This window comes from Kitasatospora sp. DSM 101779, assembly GCF_025655475.1.
GTDB lineage: Bacteria > Actinomycetota > Actinomycetes > Streptomycetales > Streptomycetaceae > Kitasatospora.
The window spans coordinates 866,859-885,867 of record NZ_JAHTIK010000001.1 but is presented as its reverse complement, the minus strand read 5'-3'; the positions used below and the strand labels follow the sequence as shown (position 1 = coordinate 885,867).

The 19,009-nt window shown below is 72.8% G+C and carries 15 protein-coding genes and 2 pseudogenes; 7 read left to right on the top strand and 10 right to left on the bottom strand.

The features are described from left to right. Positions 1-183: 183 nt before the first annotated feature. Together KSNIM_RS04200 and KSNIM_RS04195 are read left to right on the top strand one after the other, a co-directional pair. On the top strand, positions 184-540 hold the full coding sequence (locus KSNIM_RS04200; protein WP_263101849.1) for a DUF1330 domain-containing protein: 357 nt from the start codon (positions 184-186) through the stop codon (positions 538-540). Positions 541-736: 196 nt separating this feature from the next. Then, a complete protein-coding gene (locus KSNIM_RS04195; RefSeq protein ID WP_263101848.1) occupies positions 737-1,381 on the top strand; it encodes an HNH endonuclease family protein in 645 nt (214 codons plus the stop codon). A gap of 94 nt (positions 1,382-1,475) precedes the next feature. Here KSNIM_RS04195 and KSNIM_RS04190 read toward each other — a convergent pair whose 3' ends face one another. Beyond that, complete coding sequence (locus tag KSNIM_RS04190) at positions 1,476-1,964, bottom strand: glutathione peroxidase (protein ID WP_263101847.1); 489 nt, start codon at positions 1,962-1,964, stop codon at positions 1,476-1,478. A gap of 193 nt (positions 1,965-2,157) precedes the next feature. Here KSNIM_RS04190 and KSNIM_RS04185 point away from each other — a divergent pair, with 193 nt between their 5' ends. Beyond that, positions 2,158-2,880 (top strand): flavodoxin family protein, encoded by a 723-nt coding sequence (locus KSNIM_RS04185; protein ID WP_263101846.1) that lies wholly within the window; start codon positions 2,158-2,160, stop codon positions 2,878-2,880. A 112-nt stretch (positions 2,881-2,992) separates the two neighbouring features. On the opposite strand, the gene KSNIM_RS04180 is transcribed toward KSNIM_RS04185, so the two are convergent. Further along, positions 2,993-3,691, bottom strand: coding sequence for a phospholipid scramblase family protein (locus KSNIM_RS04180; RefSeq protein ID WP_263101845.1), 699 nt, complete (start codon positions 3,689-3,691; stop codon positions 2,993-2,995). A gap of 197 nt (positions 3,692-3,888) precedes the next feature. On the opposite strand from KSNIM_RS04180, the gene KSNIM_RS04175 reads away from it, so the two are divergent. After that, a complete protein-coding gene (locus KSNIM_RS04175) occupies positions 3,889-4,740 on the top strand; it encodes an SAM-dependent methyltransferase (protein WP_263101844.1) in 852 nt (283 codons plus the stop codon). 13 nt (positions 4,741-4,753) lie between these two features. Here KSNIM_RS04175 and KSNIM_RS04170 read toward each other — a convergent pair whose 3' ends face one another. After that, complete coding sequence (locus tag KSNIM_RS04170) at positions 4,754-6,280, bottom strand: MFS transporter (protein ID WP_263101843.1); 1,527 nt, start codon at positions 6,278-6,280, stop codon at positions 4,754-4,756. 283 nt (positions 6,281-6,563) lie between these two features. Continuing rightward, the gene (locus KSNIM_RS04165; protein ID WP_263101842.1) at positions 6,564-8,351 is read right to left on the bottom strand and encodes a D-alanyl-D-alanine carboxypeptidase; all 1,788 of its coding nucleotides are present in this window, start codon (positions 8,349-8,351) and stop codon (positions 6,564-6,566) included. Between the two features lie 490 nt (positions 8,352-8,841). Here KSNIM_RS04165 and KSNIM_RS04160 point away from each other — a divergent pair, with 490 nt between their 5' ends. Both KSNIM_RS04160 and KSNIM_RS04155 read left to right on the top strand, forming a co-directional pair. Further along, complete coding sequence (locus KSNIM_RS04160) at positions 8,842-9,480, top strand: MBL fold metallo-hydrolase (RefSeq protein WP_263101841.1); 639 nt, start codon at positions 8,842-8,844, stop codon at positions 9,478-9,480. Positions 9,481-9,833: 353 nt separating this feature from the next. After that, complete coding sequence (locus tag KSNIM_RS04155) at positions 9,834-12,134, top strand: HelD family protein (protein ID WP_263101840.1); 2,301 nt, start codon at positions 9,834-9,836, stop codon at positions 12,132-12,134. A gap of 869 nt (positions 12,135-13,003) precedes the next feature. Here the strand turns inward: KSNIM_RS04155 and KSNIM_RS04150 are convergent. The 3 genes and pseudogenes from KSNIM_RS04150 to KSNIM_RS39365 form a co-directional block, all read right to left on the bottom strand. Then, positions 13,004-13,978, bottom strand: a complete 975-nt coding sequence (locus KSNIM_RS04150) for an alpha/beta hydrolase (RefSeq protein ID WP_263101838.1) — start codon at positions 13,976-13,978, stop codon at positions 13,004-13,006. A gap of 208 nt (positions 13,979-14,186) precedes the next feature. After that, positions 14,187-14,288: pseudogene (locus KSNIM_RS39370) on the bottom strand (zinc-binding dehydrogenase); the annotation flags it as partial. Between the two features lie 61 nt (positions 14,289-14,349). Continuing rightward, positions 14,350-14,559 (bottom strand): annotated as a pseudogene (locus tag KSNIM_RS39365) (LysR substrate-binding domain-containing protein); the annotation flags it as partial. On the opposite strand from KSNIM_RS39365, the gene KSNIM_RS04140 reads away from it, so the two are divergent. Further along, positions 14,558-14,929: a putative sulfate exporter family transporter gene (locus KSNIM_RS04140; RefSeq protein ID WP_317633989.1), complete on the top strand. Its 372-nt coding sequence runs from the start codon at positions 14,558-14,560 to the stop codon at positions 14,927-14,929. The pseudogene KSNIM_RS39365 and the gene KSNIM_RS04140 sit on opposite strands and share 2 nt — an antisense overlap. Before the next feature lie 44 nt (positions 14,930-14,973). Here KSNIM_RS04140 and KSNIM_RS04135 read toward each other — a convergent pair whose 3' ends face one another. From KSNIM_RS04135 to KSNIM_RS04125, 3 genes are all read right to left on the bottom strand, one after another. Further along, a complete protein-coding gene (locus tag KSNIM_RS04135; protein ID WP_263101836.1) occupies positions 14,974-16,971 on the bottom strand; it encodes an acetoacetate--CoA ligase in 1,998 nt (665 codons plus the stop codon). Between the two features lie 97 nt (positions 16,972-17,068). Continuing rightward, the gene (locus KSNIM_RS04130) at positions 17,069-17,653 is read right to left on the bottom strand and encodes an RBBP9/YdeN family alpha/beta hydrolase (protein WP_263101835.1); all 585 of its coding nucleotides are present in this window, start codon (positions 17,651-17,653) and stop codon (positions 17,069-17,071) included. Continuing rightward, the gene (locus tag KSNIM_RS04125; RefSeq protein ID WP_263101834.1) at positions 17,650-18,984 is read right to left on the bottom strand and encodes an MFS transporter; all 1,335 of its coding nucleotides are present in this window, start codon (positions 18,982-18,984) and stop codon (positions 17,650-17,652) included. Before KSNIM_RS04125 ends, KSNIM_RS04130 begins: the two co-directional genes overlap by 4 nt. Positions 18,985-19,009: the final 25 nt, after the last annotated feature.

Below are 19,009 nucleotides of genomic sequence, written 5' to 3'. Positions count from 1 at the left end.
GTCCGTCACCGGATCGGGACGTCCCGCGGACCAGTGTCGGCTATCGGCGGCAGGGGTGGGGCGGTGAGGACGGCCGCTCGATGACCTATGGCCGACCGATGCGGCGCCAACTCCCGCCGCCTACCGTGGAGTCCATCGGGAGCCGCCCGGCAGGCCCGAGACCGCACCGGAGGGGGACCACTCATGACCGCCTATGCCATCGCCCGACTGCGCGACGTCGACTTCGGCCCGGACATCGTCGAGTACCTGCGTCGGATCGACGACACCCTGGAGCCCTACGGCGGCCGCTTCGTCGTCCACGGCGGCGCCTACCGGGTGCTGGAGGGGGAGTGGTCCGGCGACACCATCGTCATCGCCTTCCCGGACGTCGAGCGGGCGTACGGCTGGTACGAGTCGCCCGTCTACCGGGAGATCCTCGCCCTGCGCACCGAGCACTCCACCGCCGACGTGATCATCGTCGAGGGGGTGAAGGAGGGCTATCGGGGCGCGGACGCGCTGGCCAAGCTGCTGCCCGCCGAGGAGGGGGACGGCGACGCCTGATCGGCTTTCCGGCAGACGGCAGCTGACTGTTCGTCAGGAGCGTGGCGGTGGCGTGCACGTGTGGTGTGCACGCCCGCCGCGAAGAATTAACCTCCCCGGTCTACTCGCGTAAACCCTGGGAGCAGCAAGCTTGTTGAGCGCCCGGAACCAGTCCGTCCGGGTGCTCTTCGCGCTTCCCCCATCCCTGGAGTCACGCATGCGCTCGATACGTCCGCTGCGCCGCACCGCCGCCGCGCTCGGCGCCGCCGTCCTCGCCGCCACCGCGCTGATGACCAGCGCCGGCACCGCCGAGGCCGCACTGCCCACCCCCGTCTCCACCAGCACCGCGAAGACCTACCTGGCGAGCCTCACGGTCGCCGCCGAGTCCCACGAGTCCACCTACGACCGCACCCTCTTCCCGCACTGGATCACCATCTCCGGCACCTGCAACACCCGTGAGACCGTGCTGAAGAGAGACGGTGTCGGCGTCACCACCGACTCCGCCTGCGCCGCCACCGGCGGCACCTGGACCTCCGCCTACGACAACGTGGTGACCACCAGCGCGTCCAGCTTCGACATCGACCACCTGGTGCCGCTCGCCGAGGCGTGGCGCTCCGGCGCCTGGGCCTGGACGACCGCCCAGCGCCAGAACCTCGCCAACGACCTCACCCGCCCGCAGCTGATCGCCGTCTCCGCGAGCTCCAACCGCTCCAAGGGCGACCAGGACCCGTCGACCTGGCTGCCGCAGGCCTCCTACCGCTGCACCTACGTCCGCGCCTGGGTGCAGGTGAAGTACTACTACGGCCTGTCCGTCGACAGCGCCGAGAAGTCCGCGCTCACCTCCGTGCTCAACGGCTGCTGAGCCTTCCCCGGCCGCGCCGCGGTCGGAGAACGCGGACGCCCGGGCGCTCCCCTCGGGGGTGCGAGCGGCCGGGCGTCCGGGACGAGGCCGTGGGTCAGGCCGGCAGCTGCGCCTCGATCGCGGCCACCAGCTCGTCCGCCTCGGGCTCGGTGCGCGGACGGAACCGGCCGACCACCGTGCCGTCCGCGGACAGCAGGAACTTCTCGAAGTTCCACTGCACGTCGCCGGCGGTGCCCTCGGCGTCCGCGACCTCGGTCAGCCGGGCGAACAGCGGGTGGCGCTCGTCGCCGTTCACGTCGATCTTCTCGAACAGCGGGAAGGACACCCCGTAGGTGGTCGAGCAGAAGGTCTGGATCTCCTCGGCGCTGCCCGGCTCCTGCCCGAGGAACTGGTTGCACGGGAAGCCGAGCACCGTGAAGCCGCGGTCGGCATAGCGCTGCTGCAGCCGCTCAAGCCCGGCGTACTGCGGGGTGAGGCCGCACTTCGAGGCGACGTTGACCAGCAGCAGCGCCTTGCCCTTGTAGTCGGCGAGCGAGGCCGGCTCGCCGGCGAGGGTGCGCAGGGGGATGTCGTACAGGCTCAACGGAGGGTCCCTTCGGGGCGTTCTGACGTACGGCTTCGGAACAGCGGCGCACACGGTACGCCACAGCGCACAACCGCGCGCGGACCGGATGTGTTCCCGGGCCGGCCGGCGCTCGGCCCATGCGACGCGCCCCCGCCACCCGGACGGCGCAGGGTGCTCGGCCGGTCGCCGTCCGTGTGCTGTGCTGGCCGCCATGACCAACCCCGACGGCGTCGCCCACTACGAGGACCTGCGGGCCCTCTTCGTGAACTGCACCCTCAAGCGTTCCCCGGAGCGCAGCCACACCCAGGGCCTGATCGACATCAGCCGCGGGATCATGGAGCGGCAGGGCGTGACCACCGACCTGCTGCGCGCCGTCGACCACGACATCGCCACGGGCGTCTGGCCCGACATGACCGAGCACGGCTGGGAGACCGACCAGTGGCCGGTGCTCTACTCCCAGGTGATGTCTGCCGACATCCTGGTGCTGTGCGGCCCGGTGTGGCTCGGCGACAACTCCTCGGTCATGAAGAAGGTCATCGAGCGGCTGTACGCGTGCTCGTCGCTGCTGAACGACCGGGGGCAGTACGCGTACTACGGGCGGGTCGGCGGCTGCCTGATCACCGGCAACGAGGACGGCGCCAAGCACTGCGCGATGAACGTCCTCTACAGCCTGCAGCACCTCGGCTACGTGATCCCGCCGCAGGCCGACGCCGGCTGGGTCGGCCCGGCCGGCCCGGGCCCGTCCTACCTGGACGAGGGCTCCGGCGGGCCGGAGAACGACTTCACCAACCGCAACACCACCTTCATGACCTGGAACCTGATGCACCTCGCCCGGATGCTCAAGGACGCCGGCGGCATCCCGGCCCACGGCAACCAGCGCTCAGAGTGGGACGCCGGCTGCCGCTTCGACTTCGAGAACCCCGAACACCGCTGAGGGCACCGCGGCACGGTTCGGGGAGGGTGCCGGTGGCGCCCAGACGCGGTATGCGGGCGTTCGGCCGGAGCACCGTGTCCGGCACCCCGGGCGGCCGGGGACGGGGAGGGGATCAGAGGGTGCGGGTGTCGGTCTTCAGTGCCAGGTCGACGCAGAGGGCGGTCGCGACGACCATGGTGCGCAGCGGATCGGTGAGCGGCCGCAGGATGCGCAGGACGTAGTGGTCGGCCCGGGTGAAGGTCACCCGGGCCACGCCCTCCCAGGTCTTCGTGATGTGGGCGATCTCCGTTCCGGTCAGGTCCAGGACGGAGATCTCGTCGCCGCGCAGGCTGCTGTCCCGCACCGAGCCGATCCTGTGCTCGGTGGTGTGGATGTCGAACACCGGTCGCAGGCCCCTGCCCCGGAGGGCGATCCGTCCGACCGGGGTCCCGTCGGGGCGGCTGACGGACACCTCGGGCCGGAGGAAGTGGGCGGCCTTCTCCAGCACGAGTACGAGGGCGCCGTCGGCGTCGCGGACTTCGACCCTGCGACGGAGCTCGCTCGCGAGGGCGGGGGACAGCAGACGCGCGACCTTGTCCAGCACGTGGTGGCCGGATTCGACGGCCGTCCCGACCTCCGTGCCGTCGCGGTCGAACACCGTGTACTCGGCGGTCAGCTCGACGAGCTTCGGCTTCTCGTTGAAGACCAGGATCGACTCGCTGAACAGACTGCCACCTCCCGGCGCTCCCGGCTCGTCCGGCTCGATTCCGGCGGCGAACCGCACCTGACGTCGGATGCGATTGCGCTGTCTGTCATCGGCGTCGTCCCGCATGCCGCACAGCGTAGTCCCGGCCGGGGCACGTTCGAACAGCCGGGACGGAACGGATCCGACGCCGGCCCGCGGGCCGGGGCGGCGCGACCGCAGGTCCGTGCGGCGGGACCGACGGTGCGGTCGAGGGCATGCCACTGGCGCCTCCGGGGATGGTTAGGATGACATGACGAAACGTCACATACCGGGGGAGAGAGCTGATGCAGGACGGGATGATGCCCGGGGGGACGGTCTCGATCGCGGCAGGGGAGTGGCAGCCTCCGGCGGAGCTGAACACCGGGATCCCCCACCCCGCGCGGATGTACGACTACTACCTGGGCGGCAAGGACCACTTCGCGGCCGACCGGGAGGCTGCCGAGAAGATCATCGCGCTCATGCCCGATGCCCGGCTCGGGGCGCGGATCAACCGCGAGTTCCTCGGCCGTGCGGTGGAGTTCGCGGTCGGCTCCGGTGTTCGGCAGTTCCTGGACATCGGCACCGGGATCCCCGCGATGGGCAGCACCAGCGAGGTCGCCCACCGGTTCGCTCCGGACGCCCGCGTGGTCTATGTCGACAACGACCCGATCGTCCTCAGCCACGCCCGTGCCCTGCTGGCCCACCACCCGGCCGGGCACACCACCGTTCTCCACGCCGATCTGCGCGACCCGGCCGCCATACTCGCCGATCCGGGTCTGCAGCAGGCGCTCGACCTCTCCCGGCCGGTCGCCCTGATGCTGGTGGCGGTGCTGCACTTCGTCCGCGACGAGGAGGGCGCCGCCGAGGCGGTGGCCCTGCTGCGGGACGCACTGGCGCCGGGAAGCCTGCTGATCCTCTCGCACGGCACGCAGGACCTGATGGCACCGCAGACCGCCGCGGAGACCACCCGGATCTACAGCGGCGCCAGTTCGCCGCTGGTCCTGCGGGCGCGGGCCGAGGTGGAGAAGTTCTTCGGGGACTTCGAACTGGTCGATCCCGGACTGGTTCAGCTGCCGCTGTGGCGGCCGCAGGGAGAACTGCACCGGGGCTGGCAGGAGGCGGCTCCGGCCTATGCGGGAGTCGCCGTCAAGCGGTGACGCGGACCCCCGGTCAGGGGGTCTGTGGCTCCTGACGGTCGATCTCGTCCTCCCGGACCAGCCAGAGCGCGAGGGCTGCGCCGGCCAGGCTGACCAGGCCGCCGAGCAGCAGCACGAGATTGAGGCCGTCGAGGAATCCGGCCCGGGCCGCGGCCGACGCTGCCGCCCGGGCCGGTTCGGGGACGGCGGCGAGCGCCTGCGGCAGGCTGCCGGACGACGCTGCCTCGATCAGTTCGCGCGGCCGGGCCCCCTCGGCGAGCGGCGTGCCCGCGGTCAGCTCGCGGACCTCCTGGGAGCCCCGGCCGACGAAGATGGCCCCCCAGACCGCGATGCCGACGGCAATGCCGACCTGCCGGAAGGTGTCGTTGATGCCGGCCGCCATGCCGCTGTTCTCCTTGGGCACCACGCTGACCGCGACGTCGGCGATCACCGGGTTGATCAGACCGACACCCGCGCCGCCGACGAGGAAGCCGGCGAGCAGGCCGGTCCAGGTGTCGTCGGGCTGGATGTCGCCCATCAGAAGCATGCCCGCGCCGACCGCGACGAGGCCGGCGCAGAGCATCAGCCGGGCCGGCACCCGGGAGAGCATGATGCCGGCCAGCGGCGCCACGACGAAGCTGAGCGCGGTGATCGGCAGGTATCGCACACCCGCGGCGAACGGTGAGAGGCCGAGGTAGTTCTGCAGGTACAGCGTCAGATAGAGGAAGAGGGCGAACAGCGAGCTGGAGACCGCGAACGCGGCCAACTGCACTCCGGTGAACGCGTGCCGGCGGAACAGCCCGAGTGGCAGCATCGGCTCCGGGACGCGGCGTTCGATCACCACGAAGACGACGAGCAGCACGGCCGCGCCGGCGAACAGCGTCACGATCAACGCACTGCTCCAGCCCTCGGCGTTGCCCCGTACCAGCGCCAGGACGAGCAGGAACAGTCCGCTGCTGAAGGCCGCGACCCCTGCCCAGTCGATCCGGGTGGCGTTGGGGTCGCGGCTCTCGGCCAGTTTCACGTAGGTGACGACCAGGGCCGCCGCACCGATCGGCACGTTGAGGTAGAAGATCCACTCCCAGCCGAGCGAGTCCGTGAGGGCCCCGCCGATCAGCGGGCCGACCGCGACGGCCACGCCGATCGTCGCCCCGTAGATGCCCATCGCGGTGCCGCGCTCACGACCGGGCGGGAACTCCTGTGCGACCAGGGCGAGCGAGACGGCGAACATCGCCGCGCCGCCGACCCCCTGCACCGCGCGGGAGACGTTGAGGAAGACCGGGTTCGGCGCGAGGGCACAGAGCAGCGAGGCGCCCGAGAACGTCACCAGCCCTGCGGCGAAGATCCGGCGCCGCCCGAGCCGGTCGGCCAGTGAACCCGCTGTCAGCACCAGGGCGGCCAGCGAGAGGGCGTAGGCGTCGAACACCCACTGCAGGTCGGTGAAGCTCGCGCCCAGGTCCTTGCGGATGGACGGCAGAGCGACGTTGACCACGGTGATGTCGAGCAGCAGCATGAACGTCGCGACCGAGACGGCGATCAGCGTCCACCACTTGCGTTGCACGGCGCTCGGTCTCCTTCGACGCGGTTCGGACGGCTCGCTCGCCCGCCAGGTTCGGCGGCGACACCGTCGACCGTACGCAACCCCGCTGCGCAGACTCGGGCAGACGCGGCCGGACGCGCCCCGGGAGGCCCTGTCCGGCGGAGGTCGTCCGGCGAGGCGCGTCGGCATGGTCCGGCCCGCCGCTGCGGCCGGGCAACGACCCGGCCCTCCGTCGTGCCTCACCGGATCGGAGGGCAGGCGACTCCCGAAACATGCCGGTGTCCGGTGAGCGTTGCCCCGGCCGTCACGGTCTGCGCAGGAGGCGGGTGGCGAGCGACGGTGCGGTGAGCCCGTGCTGGAGCGAGACGGGCACCTCGACCCGGGTGGCCCCGGTGACCACGGCCAGGGTGCCGACCCGGGTCCCGGCCCCGCCGCTGCGGGGGATCCCGGACGACTCCAGGGCGATCGTCGCGGTGAGCCCGGACCAGCCGGCGACCGTGACGTCCCGGTCGGCGACGACCGGCACAGTGGTGCCCAGCCCGTCGTCGACACGCCCGACGACCTGCCCCTTGGAGACGACGGTCTGCTCGGTGAGACCCCTACGGATCGACTGAATGGCCTTCAGGCTCGGCGGCTGCGCCGCCAGGGCGTCCTTGAGGTTCTTCACGAACGGTTGCCGGAGGGTGACACCGATGATGGTTCGCCGGGTCCCGGCGACGTCCTTGACCGCCGCCCACATCAGCGCGGACTGGGCGGCCGAGGACGAACCCGTCTTGACCCCGATCACCGTCCCCGCTTCCGAGGCCACCAGGTGGTTCGTGTTGGTGACGAGCTCACCGTTGAACCGGGTGCTCGGTTCGGCGACGATCTCCCGGAAGGTTTCGTCCTTCATCACCTCCTCGGCCAGCTTGAGCTGGTCGGCGGCGGTGCTCCGGGTGTCGTTGTCGTAGCCCGCCGGGTCCGCGTAGGTGGTGTCCGCCATGCCCAGCCGCGCTGCCTCGGCGTTCATCTTGGCGATGAACGCCTCCTCCGAGCCCGCATCCCAACGGGCCAGCAACCGGGCGACGTTGTTCGCCGACGGCAGCATCAGCATCTCCAGCGCCTGACGCTGGCTGATCTTCTGACCCTCCACCAACTGGACGTGGGACTCGTCGCCCGCGTACTGGGTGCCCGCCCGGTCGACAGTGATCATCGGTCCGCTCTCGCCGGGCTTCAGCGGGTGCGCCTTCAGGACGAGGTCGGCGTTCATCACCTTGGTCACCGATGCGATCGGCACCGGCGTCTGCTCACCGGACGTACCGAGTGAACCAACTCCGACCACCGCGGCGGCGGACTGCCCCTGGACGGGCCAGTCCACGGCCATCTCCCCACCGGGGAACCGGACCGACTCCGCCAGCGTCAGCATCGCCTTCGGCGCGGGCAGCGGCCGCACCAGCTGGAGGACGGCGCCTCCTCCCAGCAGCAGGGCGACACCCGCACTCACCAGCGCCGCCGTCCCGGCGGTCCGACGCCGCGGGCCCTTCGGGTCGACCGGCGGTTCGCCGTCGGGCGCAGGCGCGGCTGCGGGCGCGGGTGCGGTGATCTGCGGTGCCACGGGCGGGGGCGCTGCGGCGGCGGGAGCGCCCGGAGCCTCGCCCGGTCGCCGGGAGGCGGCGACGAGGGAGCCGGCGGCGGGCACGTCGACGTCGGGCTCGGCCCGGGCTTCGGCAGTGGGCCGGCTCGTCCCGTCCGTGCCCGGGTCGACACGGGTCCGGACGGTGGCGCCGGCGGCGGCGGTCGTCCTCGGGCCCGCCGGCCCGTCGGCGTCCGTGCCGTCGGTCGGCTCCGCCGCCGTCTCGGGTGCGGGGGTGGCCGCGGCATCGACGGGCAGTCGGGCGTTCGCGCCCGGCGCGGTCGTGGGCTTCCCGCCCGCGGGCTCGTCCGCCGAGACATGGGCCCCGGCCCCGGCCCCGGCATCCGGACCGTCCACGGCCTCGATGCGCAGCCGAACCGTCTCGCCCGCCGCGGCCGGACACGCCGTGCCATCGGCGGTGTCGTCGGCGGTGTCGTCGGCCCCGGCGGCCGTGTCGGTTGCCGCGGGCCGGTCGGCCACCTCGGAGGCCTTCCCCGTGCCCCGGTCGGCCACGGCCTCGGGCCCCGCCGGGTCGGCCGACTCCGCCGGTCCGTTGGTCCGTTCCGCGACCGGGGGTGTGCTCGTCGGCGCGGTGTCCGGTTTCCGGTGGTCGGCAGCGGTGGCTGATGCCGGTGGCGTGGCAGCGGATTCAGGCATGGTGGGTCCCCCCAAGGCAGTGGTGTCGGTTGATCTACACGCCTCGTCCTGCCGTTGGGTTGCACCCGAAGAAGATCCTCGCCCCTCGACCGTCGCCCGGATCGGCTCGACCCGTCGGCAGGTTGCTCCCCGCAGGGCGTGTGCGGCGACGTTCCAACCCGTCCCCGAGCTGCACGTCCTGGTCCTGTCGGGCGAACGTCGGCGGGGACAGGAGCGGTCACCGTCGATCCCGTGAGTGCCGTGGACCGGCCGCGAGACGGTGGCCCGGCCCATGTCGCCGATGCGGTGCGACACGTGACGGTAGGTTGATCGGATGCGTCTGACGAAGTACGGCCATGCCTGTGTGCGCCTCGAGGACGGCGATCGGGTGCTCGTGATCGACCCGGGCACCCTTTCCGAGATGGAAGCCCTGTCCGGCGCCACCGCCGTGCTCATCACCCACGAGCACGCGGATCACCTCGACGTCGGCAAGCTCGCCGCAGCGCGTGCGAGCACCCCCGAGCTGACCGTCCACACCCATGCCGCCCTGGCCGCAGCCCTCGGCGACGGCGCGACCGCCGTCGCGGCGGGAGAGACCTTCACCGCGGCCGGGTTCACCGTACGTGCCGTCGGCGGTGAGCACGCCGAGATCATCGACGGCCTGCCCGGCTGCCCCAACATCGGGTTCATCGTCGAAGGCGTCTACCACCCGGGGGACTCGCTGTTCGTCCCCGTCGAACCGGTCGACACCCTGCTCGTCCCGGCATCCGGTCCATGGCTGAAGCTCCGCGAAGCCATCGAGTTCGTCCGCGCCGTACGACCGGCCCGGGCGTTCCCCATCCACGACGCCAACCTCAGTGACATCGGGATGGAGAACTTCGACGGATGGCTGCTGGAGGAGCACGGGACCGACTACGCCCGCATCCCACTGGGCGGGTCGGTCGATCTCCAGGAGCCCGGATCCCGGCCGTGATCCCGACCTCCGGGATGCGTTCTCGTGGCGCGTTCCGGTGCGGGTGACGGACGGCGCCTGTGGCGTGGGAACCCGGCTGCGACGCTGCCGCACCGGAGTGCGCCGACGATGACCGGTGCGGTCGGTCCGGTGGGGAGCAGGAACACGCGGAGCGGCCGGCGGACGGTCCCGGCGGCGAGCACTTCACCAGCAGGGGACGGGAGCGGCCGGCGGACGGTCAGCCGAAGGCGCAGCAAATAAAAAAACCGGGACGCTCTGGCGCCCCGGACAATTCCCTCGTACATTGGAGGATTCGGTGGGTTCATTCGATGAGAGTCGAATTCGAACACTCGAAAAATCTCTGGCGTTAGTATATGCGAGCGGGAGTGGAATTGTCAAACGGCGAAATTCTTCGGGAGCAGGAATTCATCGATCTGCTCCGCGGACGCCTCGCCGAGCTGGAGGCGCAGGCCGCCGCCGCGGTCGGCGCCGCGCTGGCGCAGGCACCGGCCACCGCGCAGCTGCGGCTGGAGCGGGACGTGCAGGTGGCCGAGCAGAGCGAGCTGCTGGCCGTCTACTCCTCCGGAGAGCACGGGCTCTGCTTCGGGCGGCTGGCGTTCCGGGACGGGACCGACCGTCACATCGGCCGGATCGGGATCCGCGCCGGCGACGAGGAGCGGACGCCGCTGGTCGTCGACTGGCGCGCCGATGCCGCCCGCCCGTTCTACCTGGCCACCGGCCACGAGCCGATGGGCCTCCGCCGGCGGCGGCACATCACCACCGAGAGGAACCGGGTCACGGCCCTGCACGACGAGATCCTCGATCTCGACGACGCCGAACGCACCGGCCACGAGGACGCGGACGCCGACGCCGTGCTGCTCTCCGCGCTGGACGCCGCCCGGACCGGCCGGATGCACGACATCGTGCAGACCATCCAGGCCGAACAGGACCGGATCATCCGCGCCCCGCACCGCGGCGTGCTGGTCGTCGAGGGCGGTCCCGGCACCGGGAAGACGGCGGTGGCCCTGCACCGCGCCGCGTACCTGCTCTACGCGCACCGCGAGCTGCTGGCTCGGCGCGCGGTGCTGATCGTCGGGCCCAACCCGGCCTTCCTCGGCTACATCGGCCAGGTGCTGCCCTCGCTGGGCGAGACCGGGGTGCTGCTGGCCACCCCCGGTGAGCTCTTCCCCGGCGTGCACGCCACCGGCACGGACACGCCCGAGGCGGCAACCGTCAAGGGCGGGGCCGCCATGGCGGACGCCCTCGCGGCCCACCTCCGCGACCGGCAAGCCATGGGCTGGCCGGAGCTGCGGATCGACCACGAGGACGGCGAACTGCTGCTGGACCGGGAGCTGGTCGCGGCCGCCCGCGAACGCGCCCGCAACACGCAGCTGCCGCACAACCTGGCCCGGCCGCACTTCGCCTTCGCGGTCATCGACGGGCTCACCGCCCAGTTGGTGGACCGGATCGGCGCCGACCCCTACGGCGGCCCGAACCTGCTCGGCGCCGACGACCGGGCGCTGATCGGCAAGGGCGTCGCCGCCAGCGCGCAGGTCCACGCCGTGATCGACGAGCTGTGGCCGCTGCTGACACCGGAGCAGCTGGTCGCCGACTACCTGGAGGAGCCCACCCACCTGCCGGACGCCGACGCCGCGGCCGTCCGCCGCGCTCCGTGCGGGCCCTTCACGGCCTGGCCGTGGACCCCGGCGGACGTGCCGCTGCTGGACGAGGCGGCGGAACTGGTCGGCGAGGACGACTCGGCCCGCCTCGCCGCGGAGGAAGCGCAGCGGCAGGAGGCCATCGCCTACGCCCAGGGCGTTCTGGACCTCTCGTACGGCTCGCGCAGCCACGAGTTCGCCGACCGCGACGACGAGGACTCCGAGCAGCTGGCAGCCCACGACCTCATCGACGCCGAACGGCTGGCGGACCGTCAGGAGGAGGCGGACCGGCGTACCGCCGCGGAGCGCGCGGCGGCAGACCGGACCTGGGCCTTCGGCCACATCATCGTCGACGAGGCGCAGGAGCTGACCCCGATGCTGTGGCGGCTGCTGATGCGACGCTGCCCGACCCGCTCGATGACCCTGGTCGGCGACCCGGCGCAGAGCTCGGAGCCGGGCAGCTGCGGAAACTGGTCCGCCGCGCTGGGCCCGCACGTGGGTGAGCGCTTCGAGCGGGTGCTGCTGGACGTCAACTACCGCACCCCGGCCGAGATCATGGACGTCGCGGCGGGCGTGATCCGTGCGGTGGAGCCAGGATTCGAACCGCCGCGCTCGGTGCGGTCCACGGGTGTCCGCCCGTGGGCGCGGAGGGTCGCGGCGGCGACCGGGCTGGCCGACGCAGTGGCGGCGTGCGTCGCGGCGGAGCCGCTCCCGGCGGACGGCGCGGGCGGGCGACTGGCCGTGGTGGCACCGGCGCGTCTGCTCGGCGCTCTGTCCGCCGCGCTGCCCCACGCCGACCACGGGCCCGAGCCGGACCTCACCCGCCCGGTCGTCCTGCTCTCGCCGGCGCAGGCCAAGGGCCTGGAGTTCGACAGCGTGCTGGTGGTCGAACCGGCCGAGTTCGGCCGCGCGGAGCTCTACGTCGCGCTGACCCGCGCCACGCAGCGGCTGGGCGTGGTGCACAGCGCGGCGCTTCCGGAGGGCCTGGAGCTGCCGGCGTCGGCCGAAGATCAATGACGGGACAGCCCTTGGCCGAACCGTGGGTCCCGGCTCACACGCCGGGAAAAGCGCCAAGCGCCGTTGCGAGCCGCGTTCAACGACCACAGCGACAGCCAGGAGACGGAGAAGCGCATGAGGAGCAGGATCGCAATGTCGAGAGCACGGCCGACGGCGGGCGACAGCCGAAGCTTGAACAGCAGGAAGACGATCAGCGCGGACGCGACCGGAGAGGCAATGGGTGCGCAGGCCCCAGCACCTTCCACCCGGTGCCACCGCGCATGACCAACCGCTCGAACCCGAAGGCGACGGGGAGGACGACGGCACTCACGTCCCGGGCGTGCGCCTCCGCGTGGTCCTGAAGTCCGCGACCGCTGTCCTGATGTGCCGTCATCTTCCGGCCGACCGCTGCTGCCGGGCTTGCCGGGCCGCCGCGCACGGGTCCTGCTGCGCCACCATGAGGCGGCGGACGTAGCGCCGCCGTGCGGTCGGGCCCGTGCGCCGGTCGCCCATCCCGGCGATTCGGTGCTCCGGCACGCCGGCTTCCTGGAGCTCGGTGGCACCGCCGACGCGCAGGCTGCGCGGTCACCCCTCGAACGGCCCCGGGGTTGAACACCGGCGCCCGTGCTCCGCTGCAGGTCGGAGACGGGCGCCGGTCGGCCTGGCCCGTGGTCGGATCACGCCCATGACGCGGATCCGTCGGCATCACCTCCTCGTCGAACGGGGGTCTGCGGCAGGAGAGGACGATGCCGCACGTTCTCGGCGCGAGCCGTTGGTACCGCTCGGCCATCTGAGGGCGCCGGCCATCATGCCGCCGACGAACTGGCGCTGGAGGGCGAAGAAGACGGCCAGCGGGAGCACCATGGCCGTGTGTCGGGTTCGGCCTCTGCTCACCAGCCGTGCAGGGCGTCGCGCAGGGTGTCGCCGGCGAGTTTGAGGGCGACGTTGTTGGCGGCGGTGTCGCGCAGGCTGTCGAGCATCATGAAGTCGTGGACCATGCCGAGGATGCGGACGGCGGTGACCTGGACTCCGGCGGCGCGCAGTTTCGCGGCGTAGGCCTCGCCCTCGTCGCGGAGCACGTCGGCCTCGTCCGTGATGATCAGGGTCGGCGGCATGGCCCGGAGCTGCTGGGCGGAGGCGCGCAGCGGTGAGGCGTGCGGGTCGGCGCGTTCGGCGGGGTCGGTGGTGTACTGGTCCCAGAACCACTGCATGCCCTCGCGGGTGAGGTAGTAGCCCTCGGAGAACTGCAGGTAGGAGGGGGTGTCGAAGGCGGCGTCGGTGACCGGGTAGAGCAGCACCTGGCACTTGAGGGTCAGCCCGCCGCGTTCGGCGTTCATCATCGCGAAGACGGTCGACATGTTGCCGCCGACCGAGTCGCCGCAGACCGCCATGGTGCCGGGGTCGAGGTTCTTGTCCGGGCCGTGGTCCTTGAGCCACTGGCCGACGGCGTAGTTCTGTTCGATCTGGGTCGGGTACTTGGCCTCGGGCGCTCGGGTGTAGACGGGGAAGACCACGGCGGCGTTCGCGCGGACCGCGAGTTCGCGCACGAGCCGGTCGTGGGTGTTCTCGTCGCCGAAGGCCCAGCCCGCGCCGTGGATGTAGAAGATCACCGGCAGGGTGCCGGTGGCGCCCGCGGGGCGGACGATGCGGGTGCGGACCGTCCCGTACGGCCCGGTGTCGACGTCGAGCCACTCCTCGTCGACGGCGGGCTTGTCGACGCCGGCGCCGGTCTGCAGGCCGGCCAGTGCGTCGCGGCCCTCGTCCGGGGCGAGTTCGTAGATGCGCGGGTGCGGGTCGGTGGCCTTCGCCAGATCGGTGGCGGCCGGTTCCAGGACCGGGGCGGTCGGGCGGGAGGTCGTGGCCATGAGGGCCTCCATGAGGGTGTCGGGCGACCGGAGGGGCCGCCGCCCGACCATCCTTTCCACGGCCTGCGCGGGGCGCGTGCCGGGCCCTTTGAACAAGGGGCCGAACGGGTGACCCGTGGCGCAGGCGTCGCGCGTGGCGATCCGGGGCCCGGGTCACCGTCGGCGGCCTCCGGCGCAGCTCCCGACCGGGCGCCTCCCGCCGTGCCCTTCAGCCGGTCACGAGCAGGATCTTGCCGGCGTGCACGCCGGATTCCATGAGCCGGTGGGCCTCGGCGGCTTCGGCCATGGGCAGCGTCCGGTCGACGACCGGCGGCGAGTTCGGCGGCGTCCAGCGGCCGTCGCCGCCTGGTCCAGGGATGGCCGGGGGCGACCACCACCAGCAGCCGGTCGCCCGCCACCTTACGGGCCGAGAGCCCGCCCGGCGGCTGCGGAGCCTCGATGCAGCCGATCCCTGCCGCGCCCGTGCGGACGAGTTCGGGGACGTGGTCGCTGTTGGTGACCTGGAGGCTCACCTGGAGGTCCGGCCGCCGGCGACGCAGCTCACCGAGCCAGGCCGGCAGCAGGTACTCGGCGACGGTCATGCTCGCCGCGATCCTGAGCCCGGCGTCGCGGCGAGTGCGCAGCGCCTCCGCGCCGGCGACCAGCCGGTCGAGTTCGCTCACCCGCACCCTGATGATCATCCCGATCTGCACGCTGGTGCCGGGGTTCCTCCTGGCCTTCCTGGGCGTGGCCGCGGCCAACACCGCGGGGCTCGTACCCGCCGGGGCCCGGCACGGCCTCGGCGAGCTCTCGGTCTTCCTGATCACCGTGGCGCTGTCGGCGATCGGGCTCTCCACCGACCTCGGCGGACTGCGCCGGGCCGGGTCCCGCCCGCTGATCCTCGGCGCCTGCCTGTGGATCGTCGTGTCGGCCACCGGTCTCGGGCTGCAGCGGCTGACCGGCACCCTGTGACCGGGGGCCCGGGCGGTACCTGCCCGGCCCCCAGGCCCTCGGTGTCAGCGGGCCGGTGGCGGCCGGACGCCCTTCGCGAAGTCCGCGAACCAGGTCAGCATCTCCGGGTGGGTGACGGCCCCTTCGCCGCTGACCTCCGCGACGTCCGCGCCCTGGAGGATGCGCTTGACCGGCACCTCCAGCCGCTTCCCCGTCAGGGTGCGCGGCACCGCGGGCACTTCGGTGACGGAGTCCGGCACGTGCCTGGGGGAGAGGTGGTGCCGGATCGCCGCGGTGATCCGGGTGCGCAGCGCGTCGTCGAGGACGGCGCCCTCGGCCAGGACCACGAACAGCGGCATGTGGTAGCCGCCGTCCGGCAGTTCGGCTCCCACGACCAGGCTGTCCGCCACCTCGGGCAGCTGCTCCACCACGGCGTAGATGTCGGCCGACCCCATCCGCACGCCCATCCGGTTGAGCGTCGAGTCCGAGCGCCCGGCGACCACGACGGTGAGGTCGGGGTCGACCGTCACCCAGTCGCCGTGCCGCCACACACCCGGGTACGTGTCGAAGTAGCTCGCCCGGTAGCGCGAGCCGTCCGGATCGCCGACGAAGTGCAGCGGCATCGACGGCAGCGGTGCCGTCACCACCAGTTCGCCCTGCCGGCCGGTGAGCGGCAGGCCGGACGGGTCCCAGGAGGCGAGCGCGACACCGAGCGCGGGGCACGGGATCCGGCCGACCCGGACGGGCAGCAGGACGCTGGCACCGGCGAGGACCGAGCAGATGTCGGTACCGCCGCAGATGGACTGCAGCCGGACGTCCGCCCCGAGACGGTCGTGGGCCCATCGCCAGGTGCTCGGCGGCAGCGTGGATCCGGTCTGCAGGACGGTCCGCAGCGCCGAGAGGTCGTACCGGCCCGCGGGACGGGAGTCCGCCTTCTCGGCGGCGACGAGGTACGCCGCGCCCAGGCCGACCACGGTGGCGCGGGTCCGTTCGGCGATCCGCCAGACGCCGTCGTTGTCGGGGTGGGTGGGGCTGCCGTCGTACAGCACGAGGGTGCAGCCGTGCAGCAGGCCGCCGACCATGAAGTTCCACACCATCCACCCGGTGGAGGTGTGGAAGAAGTACCGGTCGTCGGCGCGCAGGTCGCAGCCGAGGCCGAGGGCCTTGAGCAGTTCGACGACGATGCCGCCGTGGCCCTGCACGATGCCTTTGGGCCGGCCGGTGGTGCCGGACGACCAGAGGATCCACAGCGGGTGGTCGAAGGGCACGTCGGCGAAGTCGAGCGGGGCGTCCCCGGCCGTCAGCGGCGCCCACCGGTGCTGCACCAGGTCGCCGCGCGGTGACCACGCGGACGCGGGATCCGCCGGGCGGAGGTGGTCGACCGCGACCAGGTGCCGGAGGGAGGGCAGCCCGGCCGTGATCTCGGCGACGGCCGGGAGCCGGTCGTATTCCTTGCCGCCGTGGCGGTAGCCGTCCACGGCCAGCAGGACGGTCGGTTCGGCCTGCCGGAGCCGGGAGAGCACGCCGGCCGTGCCGAACTCCGGTGAGCAGACGGTCCACACCGCCCCGACGGCCGCCGAGGCCAGCAGACCGACCACGGCGTGCGGTGTGTTCGGCAGGTAGCCGGCGACCCGGTCGCCCGGTCGCACGCCCATCTCCCGCAGGCCGGCCGCCAGCGCCGCGACCTGGCGCCGGAGTTCGCGCCACGAGGTCTCCACGGGCTCCCCGCCCTCGGTCAGGCCGACGAGGGCGGGGCGCTCGTCGGTGGCACGGGCGAAGCAGCGCTCCGCGAAGTTCAGCCGTGCGCCCGGGAACCAGACCGCCCCGGGCATGGCCGCGTCGCCGAGCACCTCCTCGTAGCCGGAGACGGTGTCGAGGCCGTAGTGCTCCCACACCGCCGACCAGAAACCGGGCAGGTCACCGGTGCTCCACCGCCACAGCTCCGCGTAGTCGGAGAACCGCAGCCCCCGGGTGCGTTCCAGCCGGTCCAGGAAGCCGGCCACGTCGGACTTCTCGGTCGAGGCCGGGTTCGGGGACCACAGCAGGTCGGTATCGGTGCTCATCGTCGCCTTCCGGTGGTGCGGGTGGGAAAACGGGGGCGTGCCCGCCGGTTCCCGCGCTCGGCGGGAACCGGCGGACACGCCCTGGGTGTCGGTGCCGTCAGCCGAACTCGAGTTCGCGGACCAGCTCCGCCGCCTGCGGCCAAGGACCGTAGCCGGAGGCGGGGTTGAGGTGTCCGACCGCGCCGAGCCCGATCAGGCGGCTGCCCCAGGCGGACGCCATCGCGGCGACCCTCTTCGGGTGGCCGAGCGGGTCGTCGTCGCTCATCGCGACGATGCTGGGGAACGGCAGGGCCGCCAGCGGAGTGGGAGCCCAGCCCCTCTGCCGGAGCGCCTCCGGGGTGGGGTACCCCTCGGGGAGCGGGGTGTCGAAGTCCGGCGGGGTGGCCAGCAGCGCGCCGTGGACGGGGCGGCCGGTCCGCAGCGCCCAGTGGACGGTGGTCATCACTCCGGCGCTGTGGGCGACCAGGATCGGCGGTCCCGGGGCCCGGGACACCGTCTCCTCCAGGGCGGCCGCCCGGGCCTCGCAGTCCAGCCGGTCGTCGTCGCCGGTCAGCGGGGGTACGGTGCGGACGTCCCGTCCGGCGGCGGCGAGCCCGTCGGCGAGGACCGTCTGCCAGTGGTCGGGGACGTGGCCGCGCAGCCCGGGGACGATCACGACCGGGGGAGGGAGGGCGGGTCTCATGCGGGTGCCTCCGCTTCGTGGGGGGTCCGGGTGGTGCCGCTCAGACGGTGCAGATCGGTGCGGTAGCGGCTGCGGCCGACCAGGAAGCAGGCCGAGGCCAGGAGCGCGACCAGGGGGACGAGTTGCAGCGCGCCGAGCAGGCCCGTGCGGTCCGCGACCATCCCGGTCACCGCGGGCCCGGGGGCCAGGCCGAGCAGGCTGTTGGCCAGGGTGAGCGTGCCGAAGGCGGTCGCCGGGATCGCGCCCGGGGTCAGATTGGCGACCATGGCGGCCGCCGGGCCGGCCGTCGCGCCGGAGAGCAAGGCGCCGGCACCGAGCAGGAGGAGCTGGGGCGCCCCCGTCGGCAGCCGGAACGCGGCCGTCAGCAGGACCATCGAGCCCAGGCTGCAGGCGACGGCGACGAGCCACTTGCGGGCCGGGTCGGACCGGCTGATCCGGTCGGAGGCCATGCCGCCGCCGATCATGCCGATGCCGATGAGCAGGGCGTAGATCCCCGCCGTGCCGCCGGCCCTGGCCGTGGGCATCGCGTAGTAGCGGTTGAAGAAGCTGGGCAGCCAGGCGATCAGCGCTCCCGGCACGAACAGCTGGAGCCCGCTGCCGACGTACGCGCCGACCACCGAGACCGAGGAGAACAGCCCGGGCAGCAGGGCGCGCAGCGGCGCCTCCGCCGCCCGCTCCGCCCGGCCGGACCGCGGCCCGGGGTGGAGCCGCTTCTCGGTGACCACGAGCGCGAAGACCGCGGCCAGGACCAGCCCGAAGATCCCCATGGTGCCGAACGCCCAGCGCCAGCCCAGGTGTTGGCCGACGGCGCCACCGATCGCGACGCCGAGGACCGAGCCGAACGCACCGCCGGCGATGAACGCGCCCGAGAGGGTGGCCCGCATGCCGATCGGGAAGACGCTGAGGACCACGGCGATGCCGACACTGCCGTAGGCGGCCTCGCCGATGCCGACGAAGAGGCGGCCGACGAACATCTGGCCGTAGTCGGCCGCCACCGCGCAGCCGAGGGTCGCCATGCTCCACATGGTCGCGGCGATCACCAGGCTCCGGACCCGGCCCCAGCGGTCGGCGAGCAGGGACGTCGGGAAGGTCAGCACGCCGACCGCCAGGGCGACGACGCCGCTGAGCGACCCCAGCCTGGCGTCCGTCAGCAGCCATTCGGCCTTCAGCAGCGGGAAGACCGCATTCAGCACCTGTCGCGACATGTAGTCGGAGAGGAGCAGTCCGAAACTCAGCGCGAAGACCACCCAGGCATAGCGCCGGGACACGGCCGGCGCCGGGGCGGCGGCGGCCGGAGCCGCCGCCGGCTCCGCATCGGTGTGAAACGCCATTGTTACCACCTCACCTGTTGCTGGG